We start from the raw sequence: 24,074 nt of genomic DNA, 5'->3' as shown, positions 1-24,074 counted from the left end.
CCCTCGCATCTCACGGTGCACACGCCACCGCGCAACGCCCCGCACCGAAAGGGGCATTGCGCACCTGACCCGGAACGGACCCTGTCGGCCTACTGCTGCTTCATGATGGCCTGGATGATCCGGTAGTCCCCGATGGTTGCCCTGGCAAACCCGTCGTACTTCTTGTTGATGGCCTTTATCTCCGGGGCGTCGGCGGACAGTGTTTCCAGAAGTTTCTGGAGCGTTTTTGCCTTTTCCTTGCCCAGGGCCTCGATGTTGGCGCAGATGGGAAAGTTGGGGATGGGCTTGGGAGACGGCGGTCCCAGCAGCTTCTTGGCTTCTTCAGGACCAGTTTCCCTGACACCCCTGTTGGCCTCGCCGTCCAGCATGGCCGCCACACGTTGAAATGAGCGTGAGCAGGTGGTCGTCAAGCGCGTCCAGGGTCACGCCCTGTTTGGCCAGAAGGTACCTCGGCACCAGGTAGGAGGAGGTGGAACCTTTGTCACCAAAGGCAAAGACCTTGCCCTTGAGGTCGGCAACCGATGCCAGGGGCGAGTCCTTGGGGGCCACCACGTAGGATTTGTAAAAGGGCGAGCCCTTCTTCACGACCTTGACGATGGGGATCACCGTCTTTTTCTGAGCATTCACCTTCACCGCGCCCACGGGGCCGATGTAGGCAAAGGCCAGGTCGCCGGAGAGCAGTGCAGCCTCGATGGCCTCGTAGTTCTCGCCGACACGCAGGGCCACCGGCTCTCCCAGCTCCTTGCTCAGGTACCCGGCAAGGGGCGTGAACTTCTCCTCCATAATCTGCTTATCTTCCAGGGGAATCACCCCGAAGGTCAGGGCGGCCTGGGCGGCACCCGAGAGAAAAAAAACCATCATAGCAGTGAGCAACAGGGACTTTTTCATGTCTCATTCCTTTTGGATTTCGTTGATAGAAAAGGCGCACGGGCCCTTCAGGGTGAAGACGCAACCCGTTCCCACGGATGAAGGGCACTCACACCTCCCGTTGCTCGCCACAGGCTGAAAAAGGGGGGGGGACGCAAAACGCTCACTTCGGCGGTGAGGGGATACATCATTCATTAAGGATAGCGAGTACTGGCTGATACAGGAAAAGGCGGTGATGCGGGGAACACCCGACAATAAGGAATATTCAGGGTTGGTTTCCGAATTTTTATTTCAAATTGAGCAAATAAAACATCAACAAAAAACACTACCAATTTCACCTGACAACCACGTAATACAGGAAAATCATAAGCACAAGTATATTACATGTAAAGACTTTTATATCTTTCATAGTTAGAAAAAGTAGTGAAACTGATCCATAAAGCAATCATGGCCGCCCCATTTGATTTAAACAATCAAAGCCTTAGTGGCATTTGCTCATTCATCGCAGGAAAGCAGCAAACAAACCCAGAATGGCGATACAGAAGGCGCCTCGGTGTTTCGCCGAAAACCAAAACGCGATGTCCCTGAAAAATAGGACCTGTACACAGCAGGCCCTTGAAGCACCGCCAAAGGGCAGGAATAAGAAAAGTACCTTTTTCAGAACTTGGTTGCCTCATTTATCGCTAAAAAGACAAGTCACGACAGCCGGAACCTTCTTTAGCGGCCCTTGATCAGGACCTTCATAAAATGCTCGGTGGGGATGCTCAGGGGGCTGTTCCTGTTGGTGACGATACCGATGGAACGGGAGGGAAGGGTCTCCTTGAGGTCCAGGACGCGCACCATGGGGTCGCCCTCGGGGATGGCGTCGGCCATGACAAACCCCACGCCAAGGCCGATGCGGACAAAGTCCACGATAAGATCGATGCTCTCCAGCTCGAACTCAGGGGTCAGCACCGCTTTCTGTGCCCGAAAAAAGGCGTCCAGGTACCTGCGGGTGTTGGTGTTGGAGGTGAGCGTAATCAAGGGCACGTCCTTGAGGTCCTTGATGGAAGGACGGGCCGGAAGCCTCTGGGCATAGGCATCCGTTGCAATGGCCACCTCCTGAAACCCCTTGATCTCCGTGATGTTCACCCCCTTGACGGCCATGGATTCCGGCAGGTTCACCACCCCGAAGTCCATCTTGCCCCCGGCGATCTCTTCCAGGGTCTGCATGGAGGGCTGGTTGGTGATGCTGATTCGGATGTTGGGGTAGTCCTCGTGGAAGCGCTTGATGTAATCCAGGAGAAAGTAGCGGCAGATGGTGTCGCTGGCCCCGATGGTCACCTCGCCGTAGCCCAGGGCCTTTGTGTTTTCGATGTTTCTCTCCCCGGCCTTGATCAGGTCAAAGGCCTCGGAGATGTGGAAAAAGAGCATCTCCCCTTCCTTGGTAAGCTGCATGTTCCGCCGGTTGCGAATAAAAAGAAGGGCCCCCAGCTGGGTCTCCAGCTGTTTGATGGACTGGGAAACAGAGCTCTGGGTCACAAAAAGGGCCTCGGCCGCCCGGGTGAAGCTCAGGAGCCTGGCCGCATGGTAAAAGACCTTGTACAATTCAAAATTAACGTTCACAACCCATCCTTATATTAGCCAAGACTATTATTGACGTTACAATTATTAATTACATTTATAAAACCACCTATGGTAAGTCAAGGGTGTCATCAGGAAGCGAGCCCCCAGGGCCCGCCCCACATTGAGGCGATACCGGTTCACGGTCCCCCGGGATCCGGCGGAACCGTGAACGAGAAACACATACATTATTCAGGGGTCTTTCCATGCCAAACAGAATCAGACGGGTCTTTGTTGAAAAGAGAGATAACTTCAAGGTCGAGGCCGACCACCTGCTTTCGGACCTCACCCACAACCTGAACATCGACGGGGTCTCCCATGTGCGCATCATCAACTGCTATGAGTGCACGGGCTTTGACGACGCCACCTTCGACCTGGCCAAGGCCAATGTCTTCAGCGAGCCCAACATCGATGAGGTGTATGAGGACCCCTCCCGGTTCACGGGGTGTGATTTTGTCTTCCGCATGGGCCTGCTCCCCGGCCAGTTCGACCAGCGTGCAGACTCCGCCATGCAGTGCGTGCAGCTCTTAACCGCAGGAGAGCGCCCCCTGATCCGGGCCTCCAAGGTCATTGCCGTCAACGGCAGCCTCTCCGATGCGGACAAGGCCAAGATCAAGACCCACATGATCAACGTGGTGGAGTCCTGCGAGCTGGACCTGGAGCTGCCCGAAACCATTGAGATGGACGCGGTGGTCCCCGAGGACGTGGCCGTGTTTGAGGGTTTCACCGAGTTTTCCGAAGCCGAGCTGGCCTCCTTTAAAGATGCCGAAGGCTTTGCCATGAGCATGGGGGACATCCTCTCCTGCCAGGCCTACTTCAAAGGGACCGAAAAACGAAACCCCACCATCACCGAGATGAAGGCCATCGACACCTACTGGTCGGATCACTGCCGCCACACCACCTTCATGACGGAGATCGAAGAGGTGAAGATCCGGGAGGGGAAATACGCCGAGGAGATCCAGAAAGCCTACGACCTCTACCGGGCAGACCGGGCCGCCTGCGGGGCCAAAAAGCCCGAGTGCCTCATGGACCTGGCCTGCATCGCCGCAAAATCCCTGAAAAACGACGGCTACCTCAAGGACATCGATGTCAGCGAGGAGATCAACGCCTGCAGCATCAACGTGGATGTGGACGTGGACGGCTCCGAGGAGAAGGTCCCCTACCTCGTGATGTTCAAGAACGAGACCCACAACCACCCCACGGAGATCGAGCCCTTTGGCGGGGCCGCCACCTGCCTGGGCGGCGCCATCCGGGATCCCCTCTCAGGCCGATCCTACGTCTACCAGGCCATGCGCATCACCGGGGCCGCCGACCCCCGAACGCCCTTTGAAGAGACCCTCCCCGGCAAGCTCCCCCAGCGCACCATCTGCAAGCGGGCCGCCCACGGCTACAGCTCCTACGGCAACCAGATCGGCGTCACCACCGGCTTTGTCAAGGAGTACTACAACGACCGCTTCGTGGCCAAGCGCATGGAAGTGGGGGCCGTCATCGCCGCCACCCCCAAGGATCAGGTAATCCGCGAGGTGCCGGAACCCGGCGACATCGTCATCCTGGTGGGCGGCAGAACCGGCCGTGACGGCTGCGGCGGAGCCACCGGCTCCAGCAAGGAGCACACCGAAGAGTCCCTGGCCACCTGCGGGGCCGAGGTCCAGAAGGGCAACGCCCCTGAGGAGCGAAAAATCCAGCGCCTCTTCCGAAACGAGACCGTCTCCAAAATGATCATCCGCTGCAACGACTTCGGCGCCGGCGGCGTCTCCGTTGCCGTTGGTGAGCTTGCCGACAGCATCGACATCTACCTGGACCGGGTTCCCAAGAAATACGACGGCCTGGACGGCACCGAGCTGGCCATCTCCGAATCCCAGGAGCGCATGGCCGTTGTGGTGAGGCGCGAAAACGCCGAAGAGTTCATCCGCCTGGCAGGGGACGAAAACCTGGAAGCCACGGCCATCGCCGACATCACCGACACCGGCCGCCTGCGCATCCAGTGGCGTGGCAACTGGATCATCGACGTCTCCCGGGCCTTCCTGGACACCAACGGCGTGAGCCAGTCCACCAAGATCGAGGTGGAATCCCCGGAAGCAGACGCCAGCGTCTTTGAAAGCAACAAAAGCGGTGATGACGCCGCCCTCTGGATGGAAACCCTGTCGGACCTCAACGTGGCCAGCCAGAAGGGCCTGGTGGAGCTCTTCGACAGCACCATCGGGGCGGGCTCGGCCCTCATGCCCCACGGCGGCAAGACCTACCGCACCCCCACCGAGGGCATGGCCGCCAAGATTCCAGTAGAGCACGGCGACACCAGCACCGGTACTCTCATGGCCCACGGCTACAACCCGGAGATGGCCATCTGGTCCCCCTTCCACGGCGGCCTCTACGCCGTGGTGGAGAGCGTGGCCAAGGTCGTTGCCATGGGCGGCGACTACCGCAACATCTACCTCTCCCTCCAGGAGTACTTTGAAAAACTGCGAGGCGAGGCCATACGCTGGGGCAAACCCTTTGCCGCCCTCTTGGGCGCCTACCGCGCCCAGAAGGAGTTCAAGATCGGCGCCATCGGCGGCAAGGACTCCATGAGCGGCTCCTTTAAAGACCTGGACGTGCCCCCCACCCTCATCTCCTTTGCCGTGGCCGCAACGGACCTGAACCAGCTCATCACCCCCGAATTCAAGCGGGAAGGCTCCCGCGTGGTGATGGTCCGGGCCAACCGGAACGAAGCCGACGTCATCGACTTTGACGACCTCAAGGAAAAATACGACCGCATCACCAGGCTCATGGATGAAGGGCACATCATCAGCGCCCACACCGTCAGCAAGGGCGGGGCCGTGGCCGCCATCGCCAAGATGTGCTTCGGCAACACCCTGGGCATGGAGATCACCCCCGAGGTCACCCGGGAGATCCTCACCGAAGAGGCTATCGGTTCCCTTGTCCTGGAGGTCAGCTCCGAAAAAGAGCTTGCAGAACTTTTCACTTCGGCCTATGTCGATCTTGGGATGGTCACCGGCGAGCCGACCATCTCCCACGGCGAGATGACCCTCGCCCTGGACGATCTCATCACCGCGTGGGAAGCACCCTTGAACGATATCTTCGACATCAAGGAGGACCACCACGGTCCCATCGAAACCTTAAGTCACACGGCTAAAACCGTCCATGTGGCCAACACCCGGGTTGCACGCCCCAAGGTGATCATCCCCGCCTTTCCCGGCACCAACTGCGAACTCGACACCCAGCGCGCCTTTGAACGCGCCGGTGCCGACGCCGAGGTGGTGGTCTTCAAGAACCTCACCGCCGCCTGGGTGGAAGAGTCCATCGCCACCCTGGCCGGCAAGATCAAAGGGGCCCAGATCATCGCCCTGCCCGGCGGGTTCTCCGCAGGGGACGAGCCCGAAGGCTCCGGCAAATTCATCGCCTCCATTTTCAAAAACGAGCAGGTGAAAGACGCTGTCCACGGCCTCCTGAACGATCGGGACGGTCTCATGCTCGGCATCTGCAACGGCTTCCAGGCCCTGGTGAAACTGGGCCTCCTGCCCTTTGGCGAGATCCGCACCCTCTCGGAGACAGCCCCCACCCTCACCTACAACAAGATCGGCCGCCACGTGGCCCGCTACGCCAAGACCCGCGTGGCCTCCAACCTCTCGCCCTGGCTTGCGGGCACCGAGGTGGGTGAGATCTTTGAGTCTCCCCTCTCCCACGGCGAAGGGCGATTCTTTGCCAATCAGGAGGTCCTTGACGGGCTCATCAAGGGGGGACAGATCGCCACCCAGTACGTGGACGAAACAGGCAACGCCACCTACGACGGCAGCTTCAACCCCAACGGATCCATCTACGCCATTGAGGGCATCACCAGCGCCGACGGACGCATCCTGGGCAAAATGGGACACAGCGAACGCATCGGAAACCATGTGGCCGGTAACATTTACGGCAAAACCGATATGAAGATTTTTGAGTCTGGGGTAAGGTACTTCCAGTAAACAGGCATGATCAAAGGATTCACAATGAATTGCGACAAGTTTAAAGACGAATGCGGTGTCCTGGGTATCTTCTCCAAGACTAGCCGAAACCTTTCACGCCGGGTCGCCTTCGGACTCATCTCCCTGCAGCACCGCGGCCAGGAGAGTGCGGGTATCGCCGCCTACGACGAGGGCAAGGTCCGCCACTACAAAGAGATGGGCCTGGTCCAGGACGTCTTCAACAACGACATCCTGGAAACCCTCAAGGGCACCATCAGCGTGGGCCACGTGCGCTACTCCACCACAGGGGAGTCCCATGTCTCCAACGCCCAGCCCCTGGTCATCAACTACCGGGGGGGCAGCATCGCCCTGACCCACAACGGCAACCTGGTGAACGCCGACAAGATCCGGGACGAACTGGAACTCTCAGGCTCCATCTTCCAGACCTCCATCGACACAGAGGTCATCGCCAACCTCATTGCCAAGAACTACTCCCTGGGCTTTAAGGACGCCATCCTCAAGACCGTCCGGGAGATCAAGGGAGCCTTTGCCCTGGTCATCGTCTGCGAGGGCAAGCTCATCGGCGTGCGGGACCCCAACGGCCTGCGTCCCTTGTGCATCGGCAAGCTCCCCGACGGCGGCCTGGTCCTCTCCTCCGAGAGCTGCGCCCTGGACGTGGTGGGCGCCGAGCTCGTGCGGGACGTGAAAAACGGCGAGATGGTCATCATCGATGAAAACGGCATGGAGTCCGTCATCTACGACGACAGCCAGCGTGTGGCCCACTGCATCTTCGAATACGTCTACTTTGCCCGCCCCGACAGCGTCATCGACGGGGTCAGCGTCTCCAGCTCCCGCCGCAGCGCCGGTAAAACCCTGGCCCAGGAGCACCCCGTGGACGCCGACATCGTCATCGCCGTTCCCGACTCCGGCATTGACGCGGCCATCGGCTTCGGACAGGAGTCCGGCATCCCCTACGGCATCGGCCTCATCAAGAACAAGTACATCGGCCGCACCTTTATCCAGCCCGACCAGGAGTCCCGGGAGCTGGCCGTCCGCCTCAAGCTCAACGTCCTCAAAGAGAACGTCAAAGGCAAACGGGTCGTGGTGGTGGACGACTCCATCGTCCGCGGCACCACCAGCCGCAAGATCGTGGACGCCTTAAGAAAGGCAGGGGCCAGAGAAGTCCACATGCGGGTCAGCTCCGCCTCGGTGAAATTCCCCTGCTTCTTCGGCATCGACACCCCCAACCGCCAGCAACTCGTGGGCTCCTCCAAGAGCGACGAAGAGGTACGCGAACTCATCGGCGCCGACTCCCTGGGCTACATCAGCGTAAAAGGCCTTCTTGAGTCTGTGGGCAAGACCAACTGCGACATGTGCACTGCCTGCTTTGACGGCGACTACCCCATGGACGTCCCCGAAGAGGTCAACAAACTCATGTTCGAATAGCCTGATTCGCAAATGCTCCTGGCCTCGTTCCTCGGCCGTCACATTTGCTTACGGGCTTCGCCCGTGGATTTTGCCGGCATCATCATGGGTGCAGAAGAAAATGAAACAACCAGAGCCGTTATTTACGGGCGCAGCCCGTCAGCGAATGTGAACAACCCGAGGAACGAGGGTTGTGAGCATCGCATATCAGTAGGGGATCATCCCCTGGCCGCCGGGAGGCTGTTTTTTTTACCCTAAAGAATTCCATCCTAATATTGAGGATAAAGATATGAGCGAGAAGACGAAACTGACGTATGCCGACGCAGGCGTGGATATTGAAGAGGGCGCAGCCGCCGTTGAGAAGATGAAAGCCTATGTGCAGGAGACCTTCACCAAGGGTGTCCTGGGTGGCCTGGGCGGTTTCGGCGGGCTTTTTGAGCTGGATCTGGAAGGCTACAAAAAGCCGGTTCTGGTCTCCGGCACCGACGGGGTGGGCACCAAGCTGAAGATCGCCTTTCTCACGGACGTCCACGATTCCGCCGGCATCGACCTGGTGGCCATGTGCGTCAACGACATCCTCGTCCAGGGCGCCAAGCCCCTCTTCTTCCTCGACTACATTGCAACGGGCCGCATCAGCTCCGACAAGGTGGCCGACATCGTCAAGGGCATTGCCGAGGGCTGCAAGCAGTCCGGGGCCTCCCTCATCGGCGGCGAGACAGCGGAGATGCCCGGTTTCTACACCGACGACGAGTACGACATCGCGGGCTTTACCGTGGGCATCGTGGAAAAAGAGAAGATCATCGACGGCAGCAAGATCAAGGAGGGAGACATCCTCATCGGCCTGCCCTCTTCGGGCATCCACTCCAACGGCTACTCCCTGGTGAGAAAGCTCTTCTTCGACGTGCTGGAGATGAAGGTGAGCGACCAGGTGGACGAGCTGGGCATGACCCTGGGCGAGGCCCTCATCGCCCCCACCAAGATCTACGTCAAAGAGATCCTGGAGATCCTTGCCAACCACCCGGTCAACGGCATGGTCCACGTCACCGGCGGGGGCTTTACCGAAAACATCCCCCGGGTTCTGCCCGAGGGCCTTGGTGCCGATATCACCATGGGCAGCTGGGAGATGCATCCCCTCTTCCCCCTGATCCAGGAAAAAGGCAACATCGACGAAGCCGAGATGTTCAAGACCTTTAACATGGGCATCGGTTTTATCCTCGCTGTGGACCCGAAAGAGGCCGACGCCGTCATGGCCACCATCGATGCCATGGGCGAAAAAGCCTACCGCATCGGCACCGTCACCCAGGGCGAAGGGGTCCGGTACATCAAGTAAAAAAACGGTTCAGCTTGCCTCCGGCGGCCCTGCCGGAGGCAAACAAAACAGTGGCAAAACCGGTAACAAAGTGGACCTCTTTGCCACAGAACAACAGAATGGAACCCTCCATCCCCTCGCACCCGAACCACCTTTTTTCACCATGCCACCCCCCGCCATCTGCGGCGATACGCCTTCCCAACCACTTTTTCTCCCAAGATACCCATTGAATTTTTTCTTCATTATCTTCGGTATTTTGGTATCATTGAGCGTACCGTTTCCCGGGGTGACTGTCACCACACCCGAACGTTTCTGAAACGCGTTGCCGCTCGCCAGCGCCAAAGCGCCCCGCACCCTGCCTTTTTTCCATGAAAACCCTGCGGCTCAGCCCGCGCATGGCGTGCCTTCCCACAACAGATAACCGCAACCCCATGAAAGACCACTTGCCATGAAACACTACGCTGTCGGTTTTGACATCGGTACGGATTCTGTGCACTCGGTTGTTCTAACGCCCCGGTTGGAAGTGGAGTACGCCCCGGAGGCCCTGATGCACTTCGGCAACCCCGCAGACGCTCTCAAAGAGATATTTGACGAGATCATCTCGCGCTACGGCCAGGAGAACATCGCCACAACGGCCTTTACCGGAAGCGGCGGCGAGTACTTTGCCCAGGCCCTGAAGGTCCCCTTTTTCTACGACACCCTCACCATCCCCGCAGGGGTGGGGATCATTGCGCCATGGGCCGACCACATCTTCCACATCGGTGCCAAGGACCCCTACTATTTCAGGCGTGAGACCATCCAGGAGGCAAACGGCTCCAGGGCCTTTGTGCCGGATCACGCCACCGGCACCAAGTGCGGCGGGGGCAGCGGCATCCTCATGGCCAAGCAGTGCCGCCGGTTTTTTGAAGGGGAGGTACCCGTCAGCCTGGGAGACGACCGCAAAACCAACCGGGCCCTTCTCCAGCAGCAACTGGAGACCATCTTCGGCAAAGCCGAAGGGGCCTTGGGGGCAGCCACCCGGGACATCGACGTGGGGGGCCGTTGCGGGGTGGTGATCCAGTCCGACATGATCCACCTCCAGAACCGGGGGGAAGAGATTCCCAATATCCTGAAGGGCCTGTGCGACCGCATTGTCAAGAACTACCGGTCCGATGTCCTCAAAACAAGGGCCTTTGGCGAAGCCGAGCGGGCCGTGGTCACCGGGGGGATCTTCGGCAACCACCACCTGGTGGACCTCCTTTCCGAAACGTTGAACCTCTCCATCGAAGTCCCCGAGCTGTTCCGCAGCGCAGGTGCCATTGGGGCTGTGATCTGTGCCGGGCATGTTCCGGCCACTTTCCGCAGCGATGCCCTTACCGCCCTTTCCCAGGCGGAAAAAAGCACCGTCAAGACCGCCCCTGCCCTCTCCTCGGCCCTGGACAAGGTGCGTATCTACGATGAACCCGCCCGCACCACCAAAATCAAAGATCTCTCCGTGTTCGACACAAGCGGTCCTGCCCATCGGGAGGTGATCCTGGGCATGGACGGCGGCTCCACCACCACCAAGGCCATTGTGGCCGACGCCTCAACCCTTGCCATCGTGGCCGAGATCTGCCTCAACACCAACGGCCGTCCCCTTCAGGCCGCCAAGGAGATCTTCCGGCAGATCCGGGACACCCTGGGAGACGATCTCACCATCCGGGCCGTGGCCTACACGGGCTCGTCCGGGGCCTTCTACCACAAGCTCTTCACCGACACAGGGAAAACCCCGGAGCAGGCGTCCATGGACATCGTCAAGGACGAGATCACCTGCCACGCCTACGGGGTAAAACACTTCAACGACAAGGTGGACACCATCTTCGAGCTGGGTGGCCAGGACGCCAAGTTCACCCTCTTCAACACAGACGGTACCGTCAAAAAATCCCGCATGAACTTAAGCTGCATGGCCGGTACCGGCCAGACCATGCAGAACATGGTAGAGATGATCGGCCTGGATATCGGCACGAGCTTCCATGAGTACGCCTTGAGGGCCGAGAGGACCCCTATCGTGGACGACACCTGCGGCGTCTTCACCGAGGCCGGCATCGCCCGTCTCGTGGCCCTGGGATTTCCCAAGGAGGAGGTGGCCGCGGCCATCGCCTACGGGTTCATGGGGGGCTACGTCAACAAGTTCATCGGCAACGAGCCCTTCGGGGACTTTGCCTCGGCCCAGGGCGGTCCCTTCAAGGGCACGGCCTGCCTTGCCGCCCTCTCCCTGCACACGGGCATGGAGGTGCACGCCTTTCCCCACCGGCAGCTCTTCGGCGCCCTGGGGGCCGCCATCGCCGCCCACCAAGCCTTGGAGACCTGCCGCAAAAAGGGAATACCTGCGGACTGCAAATTCAGGGGCCTGGGCCTTGCCGACACCGAGTTCACCACCTCGGAGGCCCTCTGCAGCCGCCTGATCTCCGACTCCTGCTCCTTGAAAGACTGCAAGCTCCAGGTCTACACCGTGGGCCACGACCGGGTCCTCTCCGGCGGGGCATGCCCCAAGGGCAACACGGACTCGGGCTCTGCCAAGGCGCCGGACTACGTGGCCAAGTACAAGAAGATCATGAACCGACACCTCACCCGCTTTACGAGTCCCCTGGACTCGCCGTCGGACAAAGAGCGGGTCCTCATCCCCCGAAGCCTCACCTTCCTCAACGAAAAGGGAATCTTCTACGCGGCCCTGTATCATCACCTGGGCTTTGAGGTGGCCCTCTCCCCGGAGTCCGACGACCGGATCACAAACTTAGGGATCCACTATTCCCACTCCGAGACCTGCTTTCCGGTGAAACTGGCCCATGGCCACGCCGCTTTTCTCAAAGAGCATGTCAGGCAGGGAGTCACTCCAGTCAGCGACCCCATCGGCGCCCTGTGGGAGAAAAACCGTTTCTGCCCCTATGTGGCCGGAGACGGATTCCTGGCCAAGGATGCCGTGGGCATCGACAACGGGGACGTGCTGCTTCCGGTGCTCCACTTCGACGATTCGGCCCACCCCATGGAAAAGGCAGTGTGGGAGGACCTCTCCCCAACTCTGGCACCCGCTTCGCCCTGGGCTGAGTATTGAGGCTGTGGAAAGTGCCCGCAAGGCCGAGGCCGAGTGCCTCTTTGACATCTACAGCCGGGGAGAAAAGATCATCGAAGGGCTCACGGCCAAGGGGGAGAACATCTTCATGGGCATCGGCCGGGGCTACACCCTGCTGGACAACAAGGCCGGATCCCGTATCCACGAACTCTTCGCCTCCCACGGCCTCCATTTTGTGCCCGCCTTTTTTACCAGGCCCCCGGAGTTCGATATCAGCGACATTGCCGAAAACATGTACTGGGTCCAGGGCAAAACCATCATCCGGTACACCCTGGAGACCGCCCTTGGACCGAACCTCTACCCGGTGCGGGCCACCAACTTCAACTGCGGCACCGACTCCATCCTCCTCTACCACGAGGAGGCCATCATGAACAAAGCGGGGAAACCCCACCTGATCCTCCAGACAGACGGCCACTCCAGCAACGCCCAGTTCGGCACCCGCACCCTGGCCAACAACGAGGTGGTGAAGACCCATCGGCCCAAGCCCGTTCGCCTGGCGGACTTCCGGCGAAAAATAAGGCCGGTGGTCCTCAAAAACAAACGCGTCGGCATCCCCTACATGGGGGACAACTCCCATGTGCTGGCCAGCCACCTTCCGAAGCATGGGTTTCACCGCCGAGGTTATGCCCACCCAGACCGGCAGGGCCCAGGAGATCGCCCGCAAGATGGTGGGCACCAACACCTGCATGCCCTTTGCCTACCAGGTGGGGGACTGCCTGGCCTGGCTCTACAGCCTCATGGACCGGGGCATCAACCCCAACACCGAAGCCGTGGTCTTCCAGCCCATGGCCCAGGGCCCCTGCCGATTCGGCCAGTATCACGTCATCTTAAAGCAGCTCTTCAGGGAAAACGGCCTGGGCAACGTGGACATCCTGAGCCCGGATGCGGAAAAGGATTACACCAACGTGCCCGTCTCCGACTGGGAAATCCTGAGGCAGGCGGCCGGGCTCTTCAAGGGCACCTCCTGCCTGGATATCCTGGGCAACGCCCTGCTGCGGACACGGCCCTACGAAAAAGAGGTGGGCTCTACCCAGGCCCTCTACGACAGCCTCACCGACGAGCTCTACGCCATGGTTGCCAGACGTGCGGGTTCAAAGGAGTATCTCGCCTTCATGGCCCGTGCCCAGGAAGGCTTTCAGGGCCTCATCGACCCGGGTATCCCCAGAAAACCCGTGGTGGTTATCAACGGAGAGATCTTTGTCAGGCTCCACCGAAACGCCAACCAGGAGTCCATCCTGCTTTTGGAAAAATATGGGCTGGAGGTGATGCTCTCCCCCCTGGGCCAGTGGATGGGATACACCAACAAAACAGCCATCGAAGAGTTCAAAAAAGCCTACAACTGGAAACGCCTGGTCCTGTCCATGATCAAAAAGAGCTACATGCAGAGCCGGGGCAAAAAACTTACCGCGCCCTTCCGGGACTTTCTCAAAGGCAGGGAGAGCCACGACTCCGAGCACCTCCTCAGCCAGATCCAGAAAGACCTGGTGTACGACCGGCACATCCAGGGTGAATCCCCCATTTCCATCGGCGAGGCCTACCTCTTCACCAAGGGAGAGATGCCCCGCATCAGCGGCATCTACCATGTGGGCCCCTTCGGATGCATGCAGGAGACAGCAGCCACCTCCCAGATTCAGTCCATCACCCAAAAACACAGGATGCACGCCGGCTCTCCTTCCGATCGCATCGTCCCCTTCATGGACGCGGTCTTCGGGGATTCGGAGCTGCCCAACCTGGAAGCGGAGATCGCTGCCTTTGCCCAGAAATGCTACCTGAAGCAGGAGATGCAGGGGAATCAGGGGATAGGGGATAGGGGATAGGGGATAGGGGATAGGGGATAGGGGATAGGAAAAATGCTGTATGATGAGCCCCTTTTGTAAAGAAAAAACGAGGCCATGAGAAAAAAAGATAGAGGCTTCGGGCGCCTGACCGTATACTGACGCATCAACAGCCAATAGAGAGGACCGACACATGACATTCCTACGCACCCTGGCAGCTTTCACCCTTGTGGCCCTTCTCGCCCTGCCCGTCCCCTTCGCCCATGCCGCGTCCAAGGGGCAGACCGTCTATGTTCCGGTCTACTCCCACATCTACAGCGGAAACATGGGAAAGCCCTTTGACCTGGCCGTGACCTTAAGCATCCGCAACACCGATCCCCACAGCCCCATCACCATCAGCCGTGTGGACTACTACGGATCAAAAGGTAAACTCATCAGGCGCCACATCAAAAAGCCCCAGACCATCGCGCCCCTGGCCGCCACCCGCTTCATCCTCAAGGAGTCCGACAAAACCGGGGGTTCAGGCGCCAGCTTCATCGTCTCCTGGGAAGCAGACAGCCCCATCACCCCGGCCCTCATCGAGACCATCATGATCAGCACCCGGGCCCAGCAGGGCATCTCCTTTACCTCAAGGGGCCAGGTCCTCCGGGAAAAATAACCCGGGTTCGCGAATGCTCCACCCCTCGTTCCTCGGGGTGTCGCATTCGCTTACGGGCTGCGCCCTTGGGCAGTGGCGCGGGTGTTTATGAAGCGCGATGAAATCTTCATGGTAAAGAAACGTAAAAGCCGATTCTGGTAAAGCAATAGCACCGCTTGCTCGTTCCCAGGCTCCGCCTGGGAATGCTCCCCGGAGGCTCTGCCTCCATCTTTTGATGCCACCGAAGCCTGTGAGCCCCCCACTGTTTGATTTCATACATCGGCAAGGCAGAGCCTTGCGCCCGACACTCCCAGGCGGAGCCTGGGAGCGAGAGTAATGAACACACAACTGCGTAACGAAAACATGCCCCCGGCAAATCGCCGGAGGCATTCAGATGAAAACCGATTTTGGAAAAGCAACGGCACCGCCTCCTCGTTCCCAGGCTCCGCCTGGGAATGCTCCCCGGAGGCTCTGCCTCCATCTTTTGATGCCACCGAAGCCTGTGAGCCCCCCACCTGTTTAATTTCATACTCCGGCAAGGCAGAGCCTTGCGCCCGACACTCCCAGGCGGAGCCTGGGAGCGAAACGAGCACACAGCAGCGTAACGAAAAAATGCCTCCGGCAAATCGCCGGAGGCATTCAGATGAAACCCCTTCTAAAAAAGTAACGGCACCGCTTCCTCACCCGGCCAACGCTGGTGACAATACGCATACAATCACCAGCGTTGGTGGCGGGCGAAGCCCGCGGCGAACGCCCTTGCGATTTGCCCTGAGGAACGAAGGGCGAAACGCAAGGGCAATCAGCTTTCGAGGTGGCTCACCTCGCCGCCGGAGGCTGTTTTTTCCTCCCTGAGCCCTTGTCTCACTTAGGGCGTCCACCCCAGCCCCACCCGTTTGGCCGTAATGCGTCTGTCCAGGCGTTCAGCGGCCTCTTCCGGTTCTTTTTCAATGATAAACCGCGCGCCCACAAGGTCTTCGAGGCCTTCGGTGGCGAGGTGTGTCACGGTGTCGGAGCCCAGGATATTGGGGGGGTGGCCCAGGTGGGTCTCGATGCCTGAGGCCACGGCGTAGAGACCGATGGCTGCGGCTTTTTCCGAGTACCACTCCGGGGAGGAGGCGGCCACGGGAAGATCGGAGATATCCACGCCGCAGGTTTCGGCAAGGAGGGCGCAGAGCTGGAGGATGCGGGCGTTGTCCACGCAGCTGCCCATGTGGAGCACCGGGGGGATGCCCAGGGATCCGCACACCTCTTTGAGCCCGGGCCCGGCCATGTCAATGCCCTCGGGCACGAGGAGCCCGGCCTTGCCAGCGGCGGTGGTGACGCAGCCCGTCACCAGCACGAGGATGTCCTTTTTAATAAGGGCCTTTGCAAGGCCCACGTTCAGGGCGTCCTGGGTGAACTTGGGGTTGTTGCATCCCACGATGCCCACCACGCCACGGATGGCACCTCGCTCCATGGCCTCGATGAGGGGGTCGGGGGTGCCGCCCACGGCCGCCAGGATCGCCTCGTTGGAGAACCCGGTCATGATGGGGACCTGCTCGTCGGGGATGTCTACCCTGGAGGCATCCCGCTCAGCAAAGGCATCCACGGCCATGGCAACGATCTCCGTGGCCTTTTCCATGGCGTTTTCCGGATGAATGTCAAAATGGGTGGCCCCGGTAAAACGCGCTTTGCCCGAGGTGGTGATGAACCGGGTGTGGTAGCAGCCGGAGATCTGGACCATGCTGGGCATGATGCACTGATAGTCCACCACCACGGCCTCCACGGCGCCGGTGACAATGGAGAGTTCGGTCATGAGGTGGTTCCCGGCCATGGGAATCCCCTGGCGCATCAGCAGCTCGTTGCCCGTGCAGCACAGGCCGCAGACGTTGATGCCGGACGCCCCGGCTGCCCGGGCCCGGTCCACAAGCTCCGGCAGGCGGGCCGCGGCCAGGATCATCTCCGAGACAACAGGGTTGTGGCCGTGAACCAGGATGTTGACCTGGTCTTTCTTGAGCACCCCCAGGCTGGCCGTGGACTTAGACGGCGTGGGGGTGCCGAAAATGATGTCCGAAAGCTCGGTGCCGATCATGGACCCGGCCCATCCGTCGGCAAGGGCCGTGCGCGCCGCGTGGATCAGGGTGCTCGGGGCGTCGTTGTCGCAGCCCATGTGGGTTCGGTGCATCATCTCGGCGATCTCACGGTCCACGCCCCGGGGGGTCATGCCCAGCTTGTTCCAGGTCTCGCGCCGACGCGCTGGCACCCTCTGCAAAAACGCCACCTCGGCCTTTCGGCTGCCGAAATCCCCGAAGAGCACCTCGGCGAGGTCCCCGGCGATCTCCGTGTCCGGGCGAGCCTCTGTCTCCACGCCCAGCTCCCCGGCAATGCGAATGAGCTTGTCCCGATCCCGGATCCCGTAGTCCGGGCACTGGCCCTCGGCCACCCCGGCCAGCACCTCGATGAGGTCCCGGCCGTGGTCGGAGTGACCCGCAGCCCCGCCGGCGATAAACCGGCCGAAGTTGCGGGCCACCACCACATCTGCGTCGGCGCCGCACACGCCCCGCTGCATCTTGCCGCCCTTTTTCGGGCTGATGCGGCAGGGCCCCATGGTGCAGTTTCGACACGTGGTGCCGAGCTCACAGAATTTGCAATGGGGGGTCTGCTGTTCAAGGCGCTCCCATGCCGTTTCAATGCCTTCGGTCCGGGCTTTTTTGATCATCGCCCGGGCGTCATCCCACATGGAAAGCTCTTCCACCGTCCGTTTTTCCTTTGCCATGCCGACCTCCTTCATCTCCCGGTGCCGACGCCTCGCAGAACCCTTCCGGCAAGGCCCGCGACACCCCACGGTTATACCGTCACCTTACCAGAGTCCAGGCACCGCTTCTGTCGCCCAGCCGACATAACCCACCGAAGTAAAATGAATCAGCGGGCCAGCTCTTCAAGCCGTGGGGTGTCTTCGATGCGGTAGACCCCGCGGCCCAGCTTTTGGATGATGCCGGAGCGGCCCATGTCGGCAAGGAGGGTGGAGGCTGTCTGGCGGGACATGCCCAGGTGAAGGGCAAGCTCTTCGATGGTCACGGCAAGGCGTACCACGGGCCCTTCTGGCTCGTTTCGGGCTTCGGAGAGGAGAAAAGCGGCAAGGCGGGCGGTGCTGTCGCTGAAGACGAGGCTGTCGATGATCTGAAAGGCGTTTTTCAAGAGGCCCCCCAGCACCCGGACCATGGCCTGGGTCACGGCCGGGGCCTGCATCATCTCCCGGTGAAAGGTCCCCACGTCCGTGACGAGAAGGGCCCCGTCGGTGAGGGCCACCACATGGGCGCCGGTGTGGCTGCTGTAGATATCTCCGGCCTCCAGCACCGCAAAGGTGAACTCCTTTTCCTCATAGGCCCTGAACACGCGCAGGCGCCCTTCAGCCACCACGAACACCTCGTTGGGGGAGTCCTCGGGAAAGGCGATGGTCTCGTTTTTCACATAGCGCCGCCTTCGAAAGGCTTTTTTCATGGATGCATACTCGGGGCGTTCCAGCTCCTCAAGCAGACTCATCGTTGATATTTTCATGCCGGTCCGACCTCCTCATCCCAGGGGAAAAACAGTAGATCTATGGGTGCACTCGACTCGTGAAATATCCGGGGTTACCTTTTGACTATCCACAAAAGACCAACGGGTTGTCAACTTGATGTTCCCGCTTTATTCCCTTTTTCGGGCTTTCCCGGAAAAAAACAGCAAAAGTTAAAATTGGTGGCGATTGCGTACCTGTAATTTTTCACAAAACGCTTTCATATACCGAGGAATCTATTTCTATGTGTGAATTGCGTTACTATAGATTAACAGCGTGTATTCATTGCGAATATATTGAATTTCTCTCACCTTGCGTGTATAACGGTTCCTTTATTTGTGACTGTTTTCTGGTGTAATCATTTTTATTCTCGGTGCGACACGTGGTTTTCAAGGGAACACCGTTGTTCCCGGCACACCGAACCGCAAGTAAGGAGGGCCAGATGAGCGAGCGAGTAGAGCGTGAATATGAACTGAAAAAAGCCGGCGCTGCGGAAGCCATGGCGGGAGTGACATCGGGCGACCGAATCTTTTACGGGGAGTTCACCCTCTTCCCGAGATTGTGCGATGCCGCCCTGGCCGCCCAGAAAGACCGGGTCACCGGAGTCAACGTGGACAGCGTCTGCTTCACCCAGATGCCCAAAGTGGCCGAGGTGGACCCCGAAGGCAAACACTTCATCCTCAACGACTGGCACTTCGGAGGCGTCAGCCGAAAACTTCACAAGCAGGGCCGCTGCAACTACATCCCCCTGACCTATCACCAGGGCCCCCGCATCATGCGGAAGTACCAGGACTACGACATCGTCGTCCTCACCACAGGTCCCATGGACGAGCGTGGCTACTTCAACTACGGCCTCTCCAACTCCATGAGTTCCGCGGCCGTGGATAAGGCCCGGCGCGTGGTGGTGGAGGTGAACCCCAACGTGCCCAACTGCCTGGGCGGCAACCAGGAGTCCATCCACATCAGCCGCGTGGACGCCGTGGTGGAGGGTCGCACCGACACCCTCGTGGAGGTCCCCGGAGCCAACGCCTCGGACATCGACCGGGCCATTGCAGCCCACATCATGGAGGTCATCGAAGACGGCTCCTGTCTCCAGCTGGGCATCGGCGCCCTGCCCAACGTCATCGGCAGCATGCTGGCGGAAAGCGACCTCAAGGACCTGGGGGTTCACACCGAGATGCTGGTGGACTCCTGTGTGGATCTTTATGAGTGCGGCAAGATCACCGGGGCAAGGAAAGTCATCGACAAATACAAGATGGCCTACACCTTTGCCATGGGCACCCAGAAGCTCTACGACTTCCTCCACAACAACCCCACCTGCGCCTCCTATCCGGTGCACTACATCAACGACCCCAAGATCGTCGCCTTAAACCCCAAGGTGGTGGCCGTCAACAATGCCGTGGCCATCGACCTCTTCAGCCAGGTCTGCTCCGAATCCGCAGGCACCCGCCAGGTCTCGGGCACCGGGGGACAGCTCGACTTCATCTTCGGCGCCTTCGGCTCCAAGGGCGGCAAGGGGATCATCGGTATCAGCTCCACCTACACCGACAGCAAGGGAGAGGTACACTCCCGCATCAACCCCACCCTGGCCCCGGGCTCCATTGTCACCCTGCCCCGCTCCCTGGTCCAGTACGTGGCCACCGAGTACGGCATGGTGCAGCTCAAGGGCAAGTCCACGGTGGAGCGGGCCCAGGCCCTCATCAGCATCGCCCACCCCGACTTCCGTGACGAGCTCGCCAACCAGGCAGCTGCCATGGGAATCGGATAGGGTCGCGAAGGCACTTGAACACCCTGCCCGTCCAACCTGCAGGCGGCCGTTTCCTCAAGGAACGGTCGCCCGCGGGCGTCCCCATGTGAAGTCGTGAATCCCAATAGGAAACAAAATCACCTTGTGGTATCGTGGGCCCGACACAAAGACGGCCTCAACCACAGGAACCCCACGGGATGACACACCAAACCGCCATGATTTACGACCAGGACGACTTTTACGACGAAACCTTCACCCATGTGGACGCCACGGGCGCCAACCTCTCCGGCAAGGTCTTCGAAGGGTGTGCCTTCGAGCATTGCACCTTTTCAGACACCACCCTCACCAACACCACCTTTGAAAACTGCACCTTCCACTCCTCCTCCCTGATGATGTCCGAGGTGCTGCGCACCACCTTTGACGGGGTCCGGTTCGAGGCATGCAAGATCGCGGGCATCAACTTCAGCACCCTCAACGATTTCTGCATCAACCTGGCCTATGTCAAGACCAGGCTCATCTCCTGCACCTTCACCGGCCTCGACCTCAGGAAAACCCCCTTTTCGGACTGCACCATCGAAGAGACCAACTTCCGCGAGTGCACCCTCAGGGACACCGATTTTACCAACGTCCAGTTCCGCGCCACCACCTTCTCCAGCTGCACCTTCAAAGATGCCGACTTCAGGGGCGCCGCAGGCTTCATCATCAACCCCTGCCACAACAACCTCAAAGGGGCCATCTTCGACCGGGGCAACGCCTTCCAGCTCCTCCAGCCCTTCGGCATCGTTCTCGGATAACCAACATAAAACGGTTTGAAAAATCAGGCACAGGCCTCCGGCAGCAAGGTGGGGGCACCTTGAAACCCTATGGCGAATGCATGAAGGCAGCCATTCTGCCTGCGGTATCGGGGCATTCGCGTGTTGTGTGACATCCGGCAACCGTCTTTGCAGGAGAGGCTCATTTCATTCTTCTAAAAACACGATGCAGAACTTTTGGGATTCGCTTGACTTTAACCGGAATAACTCCGACGGCGAGGTGGGGGCTCCTGGAAACCCTCTGGCGAAGGCATGAAGGCAACCATTCTGCCCGTGTTATCGGGGTATTCGCGTGATGTGTGACATCTGGCAATCGCCTTTGCAGGAGAGACCCGTTTCATTCTTCCGAAAATATATGAAAGATAGTTCGGAAAACCACCGTCTTCTGCTATCTCTATGCTGTATCAGTCGGGCATGGGGTTTCATGACCGCTACGATTTTTCGGCGGTGCGCAAGCGCACCCTACCTCACGACATCAAGGGTGACGCGTCATACCCATGTAAGGGCGCGATTGCGCAGCTTCTCACTTCGCAGAAAAAACAAAAGATATGCTCTCGAAAGGGCTGTCGGAGACTTTTATGGGTCGAAGAATAAAAGGTTTTACAGGGCTTTGTTGTTGGTGCGGTAGACAAAGGCAAGGAGTTCGGCCACCACGGCGTAGATCTCTTCGGGGATCTCCATGTCGAGGTCCAGTGCTGCCAGGACTTCCACCAGGTCGGGGTCGCTCTGGATGGGCACCCCGTGTTCCCGGGCCAGGTCGATGATCTTTTCGGCCATGGGCCCGCGTCCCTTGGCCTTGACTTTGGGCGCGTTGCCCTCGCCGGTCTTGTACCCTAAGGCCACGGCGGTCTGCCGTTTTTTATCAGATGGAGACATGGAGCCCATCCATTGCGTCCACCAGCTCATCCACCAGGGAGGTGCCCGCCATCACGGCCCGGTCCACGCGCTGTACGTTCATCTTTCTCACGGAAAAACCTCTCTCGGCCAGGCTGTGGTTCAGCATTTCAAGATCGTCTGCGAGGAGGGCTTCGGCCTCCGGGGTTGTCACGGAAAAGGTGCCCGTCACCGCCCCTTTAAGCAGAGAGATATCGGCCCGGAGTTCTCCGAGACGGGTGAGGTCCAGAAGCATGGACACCCGCGTCACCCGGTCCTTTGCGTCGCCGCCCGAGGCGCCCTCCTCCCCCCGGTCGATGAGGAGCTGGCCAAAACTTAGGTTGCCGTCCATCACAATGGGCAGGGGCAAAAGAAAACGACCGGACACCTCGCCTGTGGCGCGGTTCACCACCTGGAGTTTTTCAATGCCGTCTATAAGGGCTTTCACCGCCTTTCCGATGGGTTCTTCCCGCTTCACGGCCCGGGCAAGCTTCAGGGAGAGGCCCTTTAAGTCTTCTTCGCCTTCTCCCCCGCCCTGCATGAGGTTGTGTTCATGCATGAGGCCGGACTGGCGTACCATGCGCCGAATATCTTCCACGCCGCTCTTTCCGGGTTTTACGGCAATCTGGGAGACAAAGCGCTGGAGTTTTTCTTTCAGATGGGTGGCGGCGGTGGCTCCCTTGGCCGGAAGGTCGGTGCCGAAGAGGGTAAAAAGATGCTGGAACGGTCCCTGGCGGCCCAGGTTTCGAAGGGCCACGAGGTAGCGGCCCACGGGATGGTTTGCAAAGGTCAGGCGGCGCAGGGCGATGTGCTCTGTGCCCACATCGGTGACGCGCATGCGCATGAGGGCTCCGCTCTTCATGGGCTGGTTCACGGTGGCCTCCACCTCCCGCTTGCCGATCTTGAGGGTGGCGGTGCCGTCGGGGTTGGCCTGAACCACCCGTGCCCTCACCACCCGTCCCGGCGCCAGAGGCCGGGGCCCGGCGGGTTTTCCGCTTCCGAATCCAAAAAAAGAGACCATTGCCTGTGCCCGTCAACGCGTGTCGTGTGATCCGGCAGCTCGTGGGATGCCCCTGCGCTGCCTTGGCTTTCGTCCGTTGAAGCTGCTTTGTCTCTTTCTCTTCGGTCGTTCCTTTAAAAAACCTTAACGCGAATACCGGGTATTGCCGTGTTTTCAGACCCATGGGTATTCAGAAATGGGCTACAACCGTGCCACCAGCATCACCCCGGCGCCTGCCAGCCCGTACCAGACCATGGTTTTCACCACCCCTTCCCACCTTGCTCCGTCCCATGAACAACGAAGCTCCGCCTTCATCAACCGGGAGTCCTCCGCCGTAAAAAGGGTTTTGATCACCTGCCACACCGCTCCGACTGTTTGTCTCATACCCCACCTCAATGAAAGTAAATAATACTGTCTTTACACTACACCGGTGTGGTAATTTTCATCCAATCGTAAGAGCGGATCAGCCTCTTCACAAATCCTGATCAGGGGGAAACCGTGGAAATCTACCAGTTGAAAACCTTTGTGGCGGTGGCGGAAGAAGCCCACCTGACCCGCGCGGCCGAGCGGCTCAACACCAGCCAGCCCGCCGTCAGCGCCCACATCAAGGCCCTTGAGGAGACCCTGGGCACGACTTTGTTCCACCGCACCCCCAAAGGCATGGTCCTTACCGATGAAGGCAAGGTCTTGAAGGCCTCGGCCGAAGCCATCCTGGATGCAACCCGCGCCATGGAACTCCAGGCCCAGAAGCTGCGCCGGGAACTCACCGGGGACCTGCGCATCGGGCTCAACTCAGATCCCTCCGGACTCAGGGTCGCCCCCTTTGCCACCTGGCTCAAAAACCGGCACCCCGGGGTGCACCTCTCCTACCACCAGAGCATCTCCGGCAAAATTCTCCTGGATTTGAAAGCGGGTGTCATCGACGGCGGATTTTACTACGGGTCGTGCCCCCACAATGAGATTTCCGGCCTCTTTCTCCAAGAGATCGACCTGGTGATAGCCGGGCCCGCCGACTGGGCAGACAAGATCAAAGGAGCGTCCTGGCAAGCCATCGCCTCCCTGCCCTGGGTGGGGTTTCCGCCCCACTGCCCTTACAACGAAGCCCTGACGCCCCTGATGCAGCATGGCGGCATTCGCCCCGGCACAGCCATGCTTTCGGACAACGAATCCACCATCACCACCATGGTCCAGTCCGGCATCGGCCTCTCCATCATGCTGCGCGACGAGGCGCTAAAGGCTGAACAAGCAGGCACCCTTGCTGTCTGGGACGGCGAAGACCTGACCCTGCCCCTTTCCTTCGGGTATTCAAAAAAGCGGGAAAACGAGCCCGTGATCCAGGCGGCCCTGGAGGGCATTGCAGAAGTGTTCCGAAAAAGCGGGTAAATCAGGTGATAGGTGATAGGTGATAGGTGATAGGTGATAGGTGATAGAAAATACCCCATCGCCTATAACCTATCACCTGT

Annotated in this window: 17 protein-coding genes; 9 read left to right on the top strand and 8 right to left on the bottom strand. The window is 59.7% G+C overall.

Annotation, left to right across the window (positions count from 1 at the left end; translation table 11 throughout):
- Positions 1-89 precede the first annotated feature (89 nt).
- The 3 genes from ACOYW2_RS01480 to ACOYW2_RS01470 all read right to left on the bottom strand — a co-directional run bounded on the left by ACOYW2_RS01480 (position 90) and on the right by ACOYW2_RS01470 (position 2,472).
- Positions 90-368: a hypothetical protein gene (locus ACOYW2_RS01480; protein ID WP_482769141.1), complete on the bottom strand. Its 279-nt coding sequence runs from the start codon at positions 366-368 to the stop codon at positions 90-92.
- Entirely contained in the window at positions 322-888 is a 567-nt protein-coding gene (gene phnD, locus ACOYW2_RS01475) for a phosphate/phosphite/phosphonate ABC transporter substrate-binding protein (protein ID WP_482769140.1), read from the bottom strand. Before phnD ends, ACOYW2_RS01480 begins: the two co-directional genes overlap by 47 nt.
- Before the next feature lie 696 nt (positions 889-1,584).
- The gene (locus ACOYW2_RS01470; RefSeq protein WP_482414921.1) at positions 1,585-2,472 is read right to left on the bottom strand and encodes a LysR family transcriptional regulator; all 888 of its coding nucleotides are present in this window, start codon (positions 2,470-2,472) and stop codon (positions 1,585-1,587) included.
- A gap of 203 nt (positions 2,473-2,675) precedes the next feature.
- Here ACOYW2_RS01470 and ACOYW2_RS01465 point away from each other — a divergent pair, with 203 nt between their 5' ends.
- From ACOYW2_RS01465 to ACOYW2_RS01440, 6 genes are all read left to right on the top strand, one after another.
- The gene (locus ACOYW2_RS01465) at positions 2,676-6,431 is read left to right on the top strand and encodes a phosphoribosylformylglycinamidine synthase (protein ID WP_482769139.1); all 3,756 of its coding nucleotides are present in this window, start codon (positions 2,676-2,678) and stop codon (positions 6,429-6,431) included.
- Positions 6,432-6,455: 24 nt separating this feature from the next.
- Entirely contained in the window at positions 6,456-7,856 is a 1,401-nt protein-coding gene (purF, locus tag ACOYW2_RS01460) for an amidophosphoribosyltransferase (protein ID WP_482769138.1), read from the top strand.
- Between the two features lie 268 nt (positions 7,857-8,124).
- On the top strand, positions 8,125-9,165 hold the full coding sequence (gene purM, locus ACOYW2_RS01455) for a phosphoribosylformylglycinamidine cyclo-ligase (protein WP_482769137.1): 1,041 nt from the start codon (positions 8,125-8,127) through the stop codon (positions 9,163-9,165).
- A 427-nt stretch (positions 9,166-9,592) separates the two neighbouring features.
- Complete coding sequence (locus ACOYW2_RS01450) at positions 9,593-12,214, top strand: BadF/BadG/BcrA/BcrD ATPase family protein (protein WP_482769136.1); 2,622 nt, start codon at positions 9,593-9,595, stop codon at positions 12,212-12,214.
- A 593-nt stretch (positions 12,215-12,807) separates the two neighbouring features.
- Positions 12,808-14,049, top strand: a complete 1,242-nt coding sequence (locus tag ACOYW2_RS01445; RefSeq protein ID WP_482769135.1) for a hypothetical protein — start codon at positions 12,808-12,810, stop codon at positions 14,047-14,049.
- A gap of 151 nt (positions 14,050-14,200) precedes the next feature.
- Positions 14,201-14,665 (top strand): DUF3124 domain-containing protein, encoded by a 465-nt coding sequence (locus tag ACOYW2_RS01440; protein WP_482769134.1) that lies wholly within the window; start codon positions 14,201-14,203, stop codon positions 14,663-14,665.
- A gap of 844 nt (positions 14,666-15,509) precedes the next feature.
- Here the strand turns inward: ACOYW2_RS01440 and cooS are convergent.
- Both cooS and ACOYW2_RS01430 read right to left on the bottom strand, forming a co-directional pair.
- A complete protein-coding gene (gene cooS, locus ACOYW2_RS01435) occupies positions 15,510-17,399 on the bottom strand; it encodes an anaerobic carbon-monoxide dehydrogenase catalytic subunit (RefSeq protein WP_482769133.1) in 1,890 nt (629 codons plus the stop codon).
- A gap of 146 nt (positions 17,400-17,545) precedes the next feature.
- On the bottom strand, positions 17,546-18,181 hold the full coding sequence (locus ACOYW2_RS01430) for a Crp/Fnr family transcriptional regulator (protein WP_482414914.1): 636 nt from the start codon (positions 18,179-18,181) through the stop codon (positions 17,546-17,548).
- A 440-nt stretch (positions 18,182-18,621) separates the two neighbouring features.
- Here ACOYW2_RS01430 and ACOYW2_RS01425 point away from each other — a divergent pair, with 440 nt between their 5' ends.
- Entirely contained in the window at positions 18,622-19,947 is a 1,326-nt protein-coding gene (locus ACOYW2_RS01425) for an acetyl-CoA hydrolase/transferase family protein (RefSeq protein ID WP_482769132.1), read from the top strand.
- 176 nt (positions 19,948-20,123) lie between these two features.
- Positions 20,124-20,720, top strand: coding sequence for a pentapeptide repeat-containing protein (locus ACOYW2_RS01420; RefSeq protein ID WP_482769131.1), 597 nt, complete (start codon positions 20,124-20,126; stop codon positions 20,718-20,720).
- Between the two features lie 618 nt (positions 20,721-21,338).
- On the opposite strand, the gene ACOYW2_RS01415 is transcribed toward ACOYW2_RS01420, so the two are convergent.
- The 3 genes from ACOYW2_RS01415 to ACOYW2_RS01405 form a co-directional block, all read right to left on the bottom strand.
- Complete coding sequence (locus tag ACOYW2_RS01415; protein WP_482769130.1) at positions 21,339-21,614, bottom strand: EscU/YscU/HrcU family type III secretion system export apparatus switch protein; 276 nt, start codon at positions 21,612-21,614, stop codon at positions 21,339-21,341.
- Entirely contained in the window at positions 21,601-22,632 is a 1,032-nt protein-coding gene (gene fliK / locus ACOYW2_RS01410; RefSeq protein WP_482421402.1) for a flagellar hook-length control protein FliK, read from the bottom strand. The genes ACOYW2_RS01415 and fliK overlap by 14 nt, the downstream gene beginning before the upstream one ends.
- A 180-nt stretch (positions 22,633-22,812) precedes the next feature.
- Positions 22,813-22,995, bottom strand: a complete 183-nt coding sequence (locus tag ACOYW2_RS01405) for a hypothetical protein (protein WP_482769129.1) — start codon at positions 22,993-22,995, stop codon at positions 22,813-22,815.
- 114 nt (positions 22,996-23,109) lie between these two features.
- Here ACOYW2_RS01405 and ACOYW2_RS01400 point away from each other — a divergent pair, with 114 nt between their 5' ends.
- A complete protein-coding gene (locus tag ACOYW2_RS01400) occupies positions 23,110-23,994 on the top strand; it encodes a LysR family transcriptional regulator (RefSeq protein WP_482769128.1) in 885 nt (294 codons plus the stop codon).
- Positions 23,995-24,074 lie beyond the last annotated feature (80 nt).

The sequence above is a fragment of the Desulfoluna sp. CLI2B genome (genome assembly GCF_056847375.1).
This window is presented reverse-complemented; position numbering and strand designations above follow the sequence as displayed.

Excerpts from the sequence above, each read along its gene's own strand:
- ACOYW2_RS01405 (WP_482769129.1), bottom strand. The coding sequence starts at position 22,995 with ATGAGACAAACAGTCGGAGCGGTGTGGCAGGTGATCAAAACCCTTTTT.
- ACOYW2_RS01430 (WP_482414914.1), bottom strand. The coding sequence starts at position 18,181 with ATGAAAATATCAACGATGAGTCTGCTTGAGGAGCTGGAACGCCCCGAG.
- ACOYW2_RS01420 (WP_482769131.1), top strand. The coding sequence starts at position 20,124 with ATGACACACCAAACCGCCATGATTTACGACCAGGACGACTTTTACGAC.
- purM (WP_482769137.1), top strand. The coding sequence starts at position 8,125 with ATGAGCGAGAAGACGAAACTGACGTATGCCGACGCAGGCGTGGATATT.
- ACOYW2_RS01450 (WP_482769136.1), top strand. The coding sequence starts at position 9,593 with ATGAAACACTACGCTGTCGGTTTTGACATCGGTACGGATTCTGTGCAC.
- ACOYW2_RS01425 (WP_482769132.1), top strand. The coding sequence starts at position 18,622 with ATGAGCGAGCGAGTAGAGCGTGAATATGAACTGAAAAAAGCCGGCGCT.
- ACOYW2_RS01465 (WP_482769139.1), top strand. The coding sequence starts at position 2,676 with ATGCCAAACAGAATCAGACGGGTCTTTGTTGAAAAGAGAGATAACTTC.
- ACOYW2_RS01415 (WP_482769130.1), bottom strand. The coding sequence starts at position 21,614 with ATGTCTCCATCTGATAAAAAACGGCAGACCGCCGTGGCCTTAGGGTAC.
- phnD (WP_482769140.1), bottom strand. The coding sequence starts at position 888 with ATGAAAAAGTCCCTGTTGCTCACTGCTATGATGGTTTTTTTTCTCTCG.
- purF (WP_482769138.1), top strand. The coding sequence starts at position 6,456 with ATGAATTGCGACAAGTTTAAAGACGAATGCGGTGTCCTGGGTATCTTC.
- ACOYW2_RS01480 (WP_482769141.1), bottom strand. The coding sequence starts at position 368 with ATGCTGGACGGCGAGGCCAACAGGGGTGTCAGGGAAACTGGTCCTGAA.
- cooS (WP_482769133.1), bottom strand. The coding sequence starts at position 17,399 with ATGGCAAAGGAAAAACGGACGGTGGAAGAGCTTTCCATGTGGGATGAC.
- ACOYW2_RS01445 (WP_482769135.1), top strand. The coding sequence starts at position 12,808 with ATGTGCTGGCCAGCCACCTTCCGAAGCATGGGTTTCACCGCCGAGGTT.
- ACOYW2_RS01440 (WP_482769134.1), top strand. The coding sequence starts at position 14,201 with ATGACATTCCTACGCACCCTGGCAGCTTTCACCCTTGTGGCCCTTCTC.
- fliK (WP_482421402.1), bottom strand. The coding sequence starts at position 22,632 with ATGGTCTCTTTTTTTGGATTCGGAAGCGGAAAACCCGCCGGGCCCCGG.